The 6,289-nt window shown below is 41.8% G+C and carries 7 protein-coding genes and 1 tRNA gene; 7 read left to right on the top strand and 1 reads right to left on the bottom strand.

Going from position 1 to position 6,289, the window contains the following annotated elements:
* Window positions 1-68 precede the first annotated feature (68 nt).
* The 4 genes from N5852_RS13525 to N5852_RS13540 all read left to right on the top strand — a co-directional run bounded on the left by N5852_RS13525 (window position 69) and on the right by N5852_RS13540 (window position 3,573).
* On the top strand, window positions 69-983 hold the full coding sequence (locus N5852_RS13525) for a branched-chain amino acid ABC transporter permease (RefSeq protein WP_262098285.1): 915 nt from the start codon (window positions 69-71) through the stop codon (window positions 981-983).
* A gap of 198 nt (window positions 984-1,181) precedes the next feature.
* The gene (locus N5852_RS13530; protein ID WP_262099780.1) at window positions 1,182-2,126 is read left to right on the top strand and encodes a branched-chain amino acid ABC transporter permease; all 945 of its coding nucleotides are present in this window, start codon (window positions 1,182-1,184) and stop codon (window positions 2,124-2,126) included.
* Window positions 2,120-2,878 carry an ABC transporter ATP-binding protein gene (locus tag N5852_RS13535; RefSeq protein ID WP_262099781.1) on the top strand — a complete coding sequence of 253 codons (759 nt, stop codon included), beginning with the start codon at window positions 2,120-2,122 and terminating at the stop codon, window positions 2,876-2,878. The genes N5852_RS13530 and N5852_RS13535 overlap by 7 nt, the downstream gene beginning before the upstream one ends.
* Entirely contained in the window at window positions 2,872-3,573 is a 702-nt protein-coding gene (locus tag N5852_RS13540) for an ABC transporter ATP-binding protein (protein ID WP_262098286.1), read from the top strand. Before N5852_RS13535 ends, N5852_RS13540 begins: the two co-directional genes overlap by 7 nt.
* 134 nt (window positions 3,574-3,707) lie before the next feature.
* Here N5852_RS13540 and N5852_RS13545 read toward each other — a convergent pair.
* A tRNA-Ser gene (locus N5852_RS13545) sits at window positions 3,708-3,797 on the bottom strand.
* A 383-nt stretch (window positions 3,798-4,180) separates the two neighbouring features.
* Here N5852_RS13545 and rplU point away from each other — a divergent pair.
* From rplU to N5852_RS13560, 3 genes are all read left to right on the top strand, one after another.
* On the top strand, window positions 4,181-4,495 hold the full coding sequence (gene rplU, locus N5852_RS13550) for a 50S ribosomal protein L21 (RefSeq protein WP_182418317.1): 315 nt from the start codon (window positions 4,181-4,183) through the stop codon (window positions 4,493-4,495).
* Between the two features lie 135 nt (window positions 4,496-4,630).
* Window positions 4,631-4,900 carry a 50S ribosomal protein L27 gene (rpmA, locus tag N5852_RS13555; protein WP_182418318.1) on the top strand — a complete coding sequence of 90 codons (270 nt, stop codon included), beginning with the start codon at window positions 4,631-4,633 and terminating at the stop codon, window positions 4,898-4,900.
* Between the two features lie 120 nt (window positions 4,901-5,020).
* Complete coding sequence (locus N5852_RS13560) at window positions 5,021-5,692, top strand: GNAT family N-acetyltransferase (RefSeq protein WP_262098287.1); 672 nt, start codon at window positions 5,021-5,023, stop codon at window positions 5,690-5,692.
* Window positions 5,693-6,289: the final 597 nt, after the last annotated feature.

Raw genomic sequence — 6,289 nt, forward strand, 5'->3', positions numbered from 1 at the left:
ACATAGCATTGGTTTTTGAAACAAGAATTGGCTTTATAAATGGGAGGCAAGATAAATGGGAGGTAAGAATGCTTTTGCTTTTTGAACAGCTCTTAAACGGCTTTCAATATGGAATAACGCTTTTTCTATTAGCTGCAGGGCTAACACTGATATTTGGTGTTATGGGGGTTATCAATCTTGCCCATGGCTCCATTTTCATGATTGGTGCTTATGCAGGAACTTGGACTTCCCTTACAACAGGATCATTCTTAATTGGAATAGTGGCCGCTCTTATTTGTGCGGCTATAGCAGGCGCACTCATAGAGTTTTGCGTTATTCGCCAATTATATAAGCGTAACCATCTCGATCAGGTTCTTGCAACCTTTGCCCTTATTCTCATCGCCAATCAGGGCATAACGCTCATTTTTGGCCGCCAACCGCTTAACGGCTTTATGCCTGAAATGCTTAATGGGACAATCGCCCTTTTACCCGGTTTCCATTATCCACTTTATCGCTTTATCGTCATATTAAGTGGCATTGCTGTGGTTATCGGACTTTATCTCCTTATGACCTATACACGCATCGGCATGCTCATTCGCGCTGGCTCCACAAACCGTAATATGGTCCGCGCCTTGGGCATTAATGTCAATATGCTTTATACTTTTGCCTTTGCTTTAGGCGCGCTACTAGCTGGTTTTGCTGGTTTTATTACCAGTCCGCTTGGCTCCGTTCAAGTTGGCATGGGCGAGCAAATCCTAATCACCACTTTTGTTGTTGTGGTGGTAGGTGGTCTTGGTTCGATCAAAGGCGCTTTTGTTGCAGCTATTATTGTTGGCTTGTTTGACACTTTATTACGATCCTATTTACCCGATTTTTTAAGGTTAATGATGGAGGGGCCAGACGCTGATGCATTAAGTTCGGGCCTATCATCCATGGGCATTTATATATTGATGGCTATTGTGCTTTTGCTTCGCCCTGCTGGGATACTTGGCAGCAAATCGTAAAATAGTTGGCAATTGCCACCAAGTCTTAAGCGTGCAGCAACCATGCCACAAAAAGCAGTCGAATAGATTTAAGTCAGGAACGCAATACCAATGGGCAATCATTCAACGCATAGCACAGAATTTGAAAACTCAGCAATAAAGACATCGAAAGCGGCTTATCTTCAAGATATTGGCAGCTATGCACTCTTTATCATTATCATGGTCACTCTGCCCTTTATTGCTGATATGATGGGCTTTTCAGGAACAACCGCTTTACTTACCCGCATATTAATTTATGGAATGGCGGCCCTTAGCCTTAATTTTATTTTGGGCTTTGGTGGAATGGTAAGTTTTGGACATGCTGCTTTTTTTGGTATTGGTGGCTATGTGGTTGCAATATTATATTACCATTATTCCAATGATAGCTATTTTTTAGGGTTTATTCCAGGTAGTAACCAATTTTTGGTGACCGTGCCTTTTGCCATGCTTGTTAGCGGATTTGCCGCCTTTATTATTGGTGCTTTGTCGTGCCGCACCAATGGCGTGACTTTTATCATGATAACGCTTGCCTTTGCGCAAATGTTTTATTTCCTTTTTGTATCTCTATCGGTTTATGGTGGTGATGATGGCCTAATGATCCGCCGAGCCAATGAGCTATTTGGCTTAAATCTAAAAGACCGGAATGTCTTTTATTTTGTTTGCTTAACCCTATCAGTTCTGTTCTTTTTTGTTATGCAGCGGATTATCCAATCACAATTTGGCTCTGTTCTTATTGGACTACGCCAATCAGAAAGACGCATGACTGCCCTTGGACTACCCGTTTATCGTTATAAATTGGTGGCCTTCATCATTGCCGGCATGGGTGCGGGACTTGCAGGAGCTTTGATGGCAAACTTCCTGCGCTTTGCAAGCCCTGACATGCTGCATTGGACCAAATCCGGTGAACTAATGGTAATGGTCATTCTTGGCGGCGTTGCGACATTGCGCGGGCCATATCTTGGGGCTGCATTATTTATTGCGCTTGAAACCATTCTAACCACACAAACGGAATATTGGCAGCTTTTCTTAGGCTTCATTTTGCTGTTTGTCGTATTGTTCTTCAATGGCGGCATAGCATCAATTGCCAAATATCTTAAGAGCTATTTAGCGGGGAAAAAATCATGAAAACCATGTTGCGCGTTGATAATCTTAATAAGAAATTTGGCGGTTTGATTGCAACCAATAATGTAAGCCTAACGGTCGATCATCAAGAAATACATGCTTTTATTGGCCCCAATGGTGCAGGAAAATCAACTCTCATTGCCCAACTTATGGGGGAGCTTACGCCTGATAGCGGAACAATTACCTTGGGTGACAAAGATATCAGCCAAACAAAATCGAATGAACGAGTAAAACTGGGCCTTGCCCGCACATTTCAAGTAACTTGCTTGCTGCCTGATTTTACAAGCCTTGATAATGTTGCCCTTGCCATTTTAGTTCACCGTGGCCATAGTTTCCATTTTTGGCGGAACATGCATTTTGACCAACAATTGCGCCAAGAAGCCTTAACTTACTTAAGCAAAATCCACTTGCAAAAAAAGGCCGATATTCTTGTTGCCAATCTCTCCCATGGCGAACAAAAACAACTCGAACTTGCTATTGCTCTTGCAAGCAAACCAAGCGTTTTACTGCTTGACGAGCCGATGGCCGGCCTTGGCGCTGCCGAAAGCCAAGAAATGGTGAAACTGCTTTTGGAGATTAAAAAGCATGTAGGCATTTTATTAATCGAACATGATATGGATGCAGTTTTTCAACTTGCTGATCGCATTTCAGTATTGGTTTATGGGCAAATTATTGCGACAGGCAGCATTGATGACATTCGCAATAACCCTTTAGTAAAGACAGCCTATCTTGGTGAAGGAGATGAGCCATGCTAACGATAAGTCATCTTGAAGCTGCCTATGGCGCTAGCAAAGTTTTATTTGATGTTAATTTATCCATAAAACAGGGTGAAATTATTACGCTTTTAGGCCGTAATGGCATGGGTAAAACCACAACAGTTAAAACATTAATGGGGCTGTTGGATCCTAAAGGCGGTAATATCGAATTTAACAAACGCGATATTACCGGCGCATTACCTGAACACATTGCCCGTTTGGGGCTTGGCTTGGTTCCAGAAGGGCGCGAGACTTTTTCAACTCTTACCGTTTATGAAAATCTTGTCGCAACCGCCGCTAACCGTAAGAAAAAATCATCCCCTTGGACATTGGCGCGCATTTACAAGCTGTTTCCAAGGTTAGAAGAAAGAGCAAAACAACTTGCAGGCACCTTATCGGGCGGCGAGCAGCAAATGCTTGTCATAAGCCGTGCCTTAATGACAAATCCCGACCTTTTAATCCTTGATGAAGCAACCGAAGGGCTAGCACCGGTAATTCGCGCTGAAATATGGAATTGCATTGATATTTTAAAGCAAGAAGGCCTCTCAATCATCATCATTGATAAAAATATCGGCGCATTAAAGCGCTTGGCCAATCGTCACTTTATTCTTGAACGTGGCAAGACTGTCTGGTCGGGCACAACGCAAGATTTACAAGCTGATGAAGAACGCTTACTGCAAATTATCGGCATATGATTGCATATTTTGTAATTTTAGTATTTCGCGTAAAGCATGTAGCAACAGCCCTATTTTGTAAAAAACACGCAATTTTGCTGTTGCTTGCAGGCTATAAATCAAGTTTAAAATTACAAAGATTTAAATTAGTGATCTGGCGGAGAGGGAGGGATTTGAACCCCCGATAGAGTTGCCCCTATGCCGCATTTCGAGTGCGGTGCTTTCAACCACTCAGCCACCTCTCCAATCATGCGCTTGCTAGTTGCTGTTTGAAAAACAAAAAAGCGCATAGATAGTGCATATCATGCTAAGCGGCTTAATAGCTGTGAATTTAATCGCTGACAAGTGTTATTTTATTAAATATAGCAAAAAATCTTGACATTGCAGCAAAAATTCGCAATAGAAAAACTTGCATAAATTGGGTTTAAGATTCTATGCCTTAAATTTTTGTGCAATTTTGATGAAAAACAAGTTGGTCGCATGGTTTTAGCTTAAAGCTATAAATGAGATCAAACTATAAAAAGACTGGCCACTGTTACAATAATGGCAATTGCCTTTATGTTTGAAATCTTTCATTTTTGAAAGTTTTTAATTTCAGTGAGATCTAGTGTGTATGAAAGGCTTATAAATGTTTGCAGTTATCAAGACCGGGGGCAAGCAGTATCGTGTTGCTGCTAATGATCTCCTTAAAGTAGAAAAAGTTGCTGGTGAAGCTGGTAGCGTTGTAGAATTTACCGATGTCATGATGGTTGGCGTTGGTGCAGATGCCAAAATCGGTCTTCCTTTTGTTAAGGGTGCTGTTGTTAAGGCAACTGTTGTCGAGCAGGGCCGCGCCCGTAAGGTTATCGCTTTTAAGAAGCGTCGCCGTCAAAATTCAAAGCGCACACGTGGCCATCGTCAAGAATTGACAACAATCCGTATTTCCGAGATTGTTGCTGGTTAATTAAAAGATTTAAAAACCATCACTGGTTTTTATAAAAGTTAAAACCGCTGTTACATGCGCCAAAATTGGCAGCAGTAAATTTCAGCAAAATGTTAAATTATTTGCAATAGCAATAAAGTTTTTAGGAGAACACCTATGGCACACAAAAAAGCTGGTGGTTCGTCACGCAACGGTCGCGATTCAGAATCAAAACGCCTCGGCGTGAAAAAATTTGGTGGTGAATCTGTCATTCCTGGCAATATCATTCTTCGTCAACGTGGCACTCAGTGGCACCCTGGCGACAATGTAGGCATTGGTAAAGATCACACTATTTTTGCACTTGTTAACGGCACGGTTTCGTTCCGTACGAAAGCCAATGGCCGCAGCTTTGTATCTGTCGTGAAAATGGCAGAAGCAGCAGAGTAAGCCGGAGCTCTTAAAACAGTCCGGCGTCCCATTGGACCCCGGTACTGTTAATCCAGACCAAAATATAAGGGAAAGATGGGACACCATCTTTCCCTTTTTTCTTTTGCTCTGGAGGTTATAATGAGCAACGACCCCTTGGATAATAATGAGCCGTTAAGCAGTAACGGCATCAGCAATAATGAGCGGCGGCGGCAGTTACATTGCCCTGTTTTAGTAACTGAACGATTGGTATTGCGATTACCCCATATTGAAGACATGGACGCCATTGCCGATCTCGCCAATAATCGCCGTGTCTCTGCAATGCTTAGCGCTATGCCTTATCCGTTTACGCGAAAACATGCAGCCGACTTTATTCTACGTGCGGTTGCGGGCGAGATGGGCCATTGCGTCTATGCCATTACGTTGGGTGATACAGGCGAATTTATTGGCTCTTGTAGCGTTCGAGAACGCCATGACGATCCAAATGGTGTTGAGATCGGCTATTGGCTTGGTGAACCCTATTGGAAAAAGGGCTATGCAAGCGAAGCGGCTAACGCATTAATCGATACTATTTTTCGCGCAACCGACCTTGATAGCATTTATGTCACCTGTTTTGCTGCCAATACCCCTTCGCGGCGAGTTATCCAAAAATTAGGATTTCGCTATGAGGGGGTTAGTGAGCAACAATCGATCGTATCAGGATTATTAATAGCTGATAATTTCAGCTTAAGCCGCGAGAATTGGATTGAGCAACGCCGCATCGCTCAAGGTGTTGCTTCTTCACGCATCCAAACATTGCAAAATGCTGCCTGATAAGATTGGGCGCATTGTCGTCGCCACATAGGCGGCTAGACAAAAACCGTAAACTGGTTTTTTAAATTTTTTCTTTGAAAACGCTTCGCATCTTTTGATGTGAAGCGTTTTTGCATTTATTGCCCTTGTTCTCATGTAAGTTTCTGGTGACAACCATTTTTATGGCTGCCCAATCCATATTTATTACTCTATGCATCACCTTACGACTTACTCAATGACAGAATCAAAGGCTTGGTTAGTTAAAATTTTAAACTGAAACATGTGGGACTAAAGAGACGATCAGCTTTTTTAAATAAGCACCTTATTTTTTAGCTTTTGCCTTAATAGTTAACAAATCTTCTAAAAACGTGGACCAATAGCGCGACCAATTAGCAGTAAATTTTATGCGTTATTTTGATAATGGTTAATTTTGTATATAAATATATGTTTATAACCTAATTTTGATTCTTGTTTTTAAAGACTCACTCATTCACAAGCTTGATCGGCTTAAAATGAGTCTCTTTATAACGATGTGAGTCTTATCAACACCCATTCAATATTGCCTTGTTTTTGTTAAGTTTTTTAACATTCCATCCTTGGAAATTATTTGATTTTATC

Origin of the sequence: Bartonella sp. HY328, from assembly GCF_025449335.1 — a bacterium.
GTDB lineage: Bacteria > Pseudomonadota > Alphaproteobacteria > Rhizobiales > Rhizobiaceae > HY038.

Coding starts and splice junctions, on each gene's coding strand:
- N5852_RS13525 (WP_262098285.1), top strand. CDS start 69: ATGCTTTTGCTTTTTGAACAGCTCTTAAACGGCTTTCAATATGGAATA.
- N5852_RS13530 (WP_262099780.1), top strand. CDS start 1,182: ATGGTCACTCTGCCCTTTATTGCTGATATGATGGGCTTTTCAGGAACA.
- N5852_RS13540 (WP_262098286.1), top strand. CDS start 2,872: ATGCTAACGATAAGTCATCTTGAAGCTGCCTATGGCGCTAGCAAAGTT.
- rplU (WP_182418317.1), top strand. CDS start 4,181: ATGTTTGCAGTTATCAAGACCGGGGGCAAGCAGTATCGTGTTGCTGCT.
- rpmA (WP_182418318.1), top strand. CDS start 4,631: ATGGCACACAAAAAAGCTGGTGGTTCGTCACGCAACGGTCGCGATTCA.
- N5852_RS13560 (WP_262098287.1), top strand. CDS start 5,021: ATGAGCAACGACCCCTTGGATAATAATGAGCCGTTAAGCAGTAACGGC.